The organism is Desmonostoc vinosum, from assembly GCF_059505385.1.
In genome coordinates, this window is the sequence record NZ_JCACKM010000334.1 from 1 (window position 1) to 2,534 (window position 2,534).

Sequence of the window (2,534 nt, forward strand, 5' to 3'; positions counted from 1 at the left end):
CCAGTCCCCAGTCCCCAGTCCCCAGTCCCCAGTCCCCAGTCCCCAGTCCCCAATAAACTAACAAGGGGAAAATCTACTAGACTTTCCCCCTATCTTGAAAATGCTGTATAAAAACCAGTCACTCAAGCCGATAGCTTTATAGAAACAAACTTGGGGATTTCTGTTGTCTGTTTCAACATCCCAGTAGAGTGCAAATTCCCCATAAATCTGCTTTGACGGCGAGTTCCCTTGCGCTTGCTCATTCTGACTTCGAGGGTAGCTATATAAACTCCATCTGTTACTTGATGTCCATGACCAAAAATTTGACCAATCTGTGTGTTTTGCTGATGCAAAGCGTAATCATCTACGATATCTAACATGGTAGTGACTCCCTAGTGTTGTTTGAGCAGTTTCTATTTGACTATGTTGTGCGCGGCCCAATTACCTAAGTAATGCTGGTTCCACGCTCAAATCTACAGAAGTTAAGCTGTAAATCGAGGTTCGTTTTTGGGTACAGGTAGAATCTAAGTAAATGGGTACTACGCAGATATCTGATGCGGTAGCGTAGTAGGATAAAGTCTTATCCTTTTGACTTCCGGCCTCTTTTGGACAGATTTCGACAGTAGGATAACCATCAATTTGAATGAAGGTAACGCAACACTTGGAATTCTGGAACATAGTTGAGCTTTTCCAAAAGGCGACTTTTCCGCCCCAGACGCCAGAAACGAGGAAGTATAAAACGAAGCGTAAAGCTGCCAGACAAGGATACTAACGAGAACAAGGCATTACTTATGAGAATGCTGTTCACTTAGTCTCCTCTTGATGCTGACGAGGTTAGCTGACGGGCTATAACTGAGAGATACCCTTTGGTTGAAGGATGAAGTATGAAGCGTCAAGGACGAAGTATTACTCTTCATATATCCTTTATACTTTAGTCTTTACCCTTCTTAAAAATATGCCTCAACTTTAGCTTTTCTACTCCAGTTTGCTTTTGCAAACAGGTGTTTTACAGGCAATTTGGATTAGGCAGATTGATTTATATTTTTTTAAACATTACCTTGTAATTATGAAGCAAGTCAAGAGGCCGAACAAAAAAAGTGTGATCGAGATCACGTCGTAGTGGAGAGTAGCAATTGTTAAATAATTCGTAATTCGTAATTCGTAATTCGTAATGACGCTCGCGGACTCGCTACCGCTGCGCTAACGTAATTAAGTTTTGTAATGGGGATTTAGCGCAAAGTCACCAGCGGGAAACCACGCCACTTGTTTCAATCCGGGAAACCCACACCCTATCTGTACTCAGATGGGTGTTGGGTAGTTCACATAGTTGTTAATTAACATCTCCCATCACTAACATAGGATGTTCAGGTTTGAGCAACCCACTCAACAAAGATGCAGGACGTTGGCCATAAGGCCAAGCAAAAGCATGACGGAAAGCTGCATCCTGACAAGCTTGCAGTTGATCAAAGCTAATAATGTCGTAAGTCAACAGATTCTCATACTCAAACGGGAGACGTACATTGTGCAACCCGGCGTTATCTGTACAAATAGCGATGTCTACTCCTACATCAAAACAGCGATCAAAAACTAACTTGAGTTGACGTATATCCTGCAAAGTACCAGTTTTTAGATATGTTGTCGGACAAATTTCTAAACACTGGCCGCGTCTTGCCAAATCTTTCAGTAACTCTGGATGTAGCAGGGGAATTTGGATACCATGACCAATCCGCATGAGATAAGGTAACAGTTGGGGATAACAACCAGCGGTAGTTTCGTATAAGTGTCCGGTGGTGTTAATGCCAAGCGATCGCGCATAATCATACAAGCTAATCCATTCTTCTAGGCGATCGGCATAATAGCTATCACCTCCTGCTACATCTATTGCACAGACATATTGCTTGTTTTGGGCTGCCAAATCAACAATTGCCTTGTTCACCTCATAAGGTAAACGCGAGTGCATACAGAGAATTTGGCTAGTGATAATCGGATATTCTGGCAAACGGCTAGCTTGTCCAACCACAGCCACAATTTCTGCCATCTGATCAATTCTTTGGGATTGACTCAGATGCTCAGGTGTACGTAAGTAAGGTGTGTAGCGCAGTTCTAGATAAGCTAAATTTTCAAATATATAAGCACCTCGTACTAGGCGATAGATAAAATAAGGCAGAGTCTCGACTGTTTGCACACTTTCTACAAGAGTGTGCAATTCCAAATACTCATCTAGAGTATTGCGTGGTCGTGTATAAAAATCTTCAAATTCTGCATACTCTGCAAAGCGGGAAATCAACTCCGCAGAATGTCGCTCAAAGTAACGCCACAAAACGCGGGGTACAACCGAGCCGCCCAGATGCCTATGCAATTCCGCATATAAAGCCATAGTGGTATTTTCCCGGAAAAATTTTATTAATTTTAACAAAAACATCAAGAAAAAAATCTGGACTTGAAACAAGAGTCAGTGAAGATACAGGGAATGGGGGAGTAGGGAGTAGGGAGTGGGGAGTGGCTTTCAAGGGTAGGTTTTTCATATTCAGTCTGAAAAAGCCTATTTTTCCGTT

General features: G+C 42.3%; 4 protein-coding genes. All 4 read right to left on the reverse strand.

Going from position 1 to position 2,534, the window contains the following annotated elements; all coding sequences use genetic code 11:
• Positions 1-122 precede the first annotated feature (122 nt).
• On the reverse strand, positions 123-359 hold the full coding sequence (locus tag AC5JMF_RS33285) for a hypothetical protein (protein ID WP_495799975.1): 237 nt from the start codon (positions 357-359) through the stop codon (positions 123-125).
• Positions 360-420: 61 nt separating this feature from the next.
• Positions 421-657: a hypothetical protein gene (locus AC5JMF_RS33290; protein WP_495799976.1), complete on the reverse strand. Its 237-nt coding sequence runs from the start codon at positions 655-657 to the stop codon at positions 421-423.
• 652 nt (positions 658-1,309) lie between these two features.
• A complete protein-coding gene (locus tag AC5JMF_RS33295; protein WP_495799977.1) occupies positions 1,310-2,356 on the reverse strand; it encodes an adenosine deaminase in 1,047 nt (348 codons plus the stop codon).
• The coding region (locus AC5JMF_RS33300; RefSeq protein ID WP_495799978.1) for a hypothetical protein at positions 2,331-2,534 on the reverse strand (204 nt) is incomplete at its 5' end. The genes AC5JMF_RS33300 and AC5JMF_RS33295, both read right to left, overlap by 26 nt.

Coding starts and splice junctions, on each gene's coding strand:
- AC5JMF_RS33285 (WP_495799975.1), bottom strand. CDS start 359: ATGTTAGATATCGTAGATGATTACGCTTTGCATCAGCAAAACACACAG.
- AC5JMF_RS33290 (WP_495799976.1), bottom strand. CDS start 657: ATGTTCCAGAATTCCAAGTGTTGCGTTACCTTCATTCAAATTGATGGT.
- AC5JMF_RS33295 (WP_495799977.1), bottom strand. CDS start 2,356: ATGGCTTTATATGCGGAATTGCATAGGCATCTGGGCGGCTCGGTTGTA.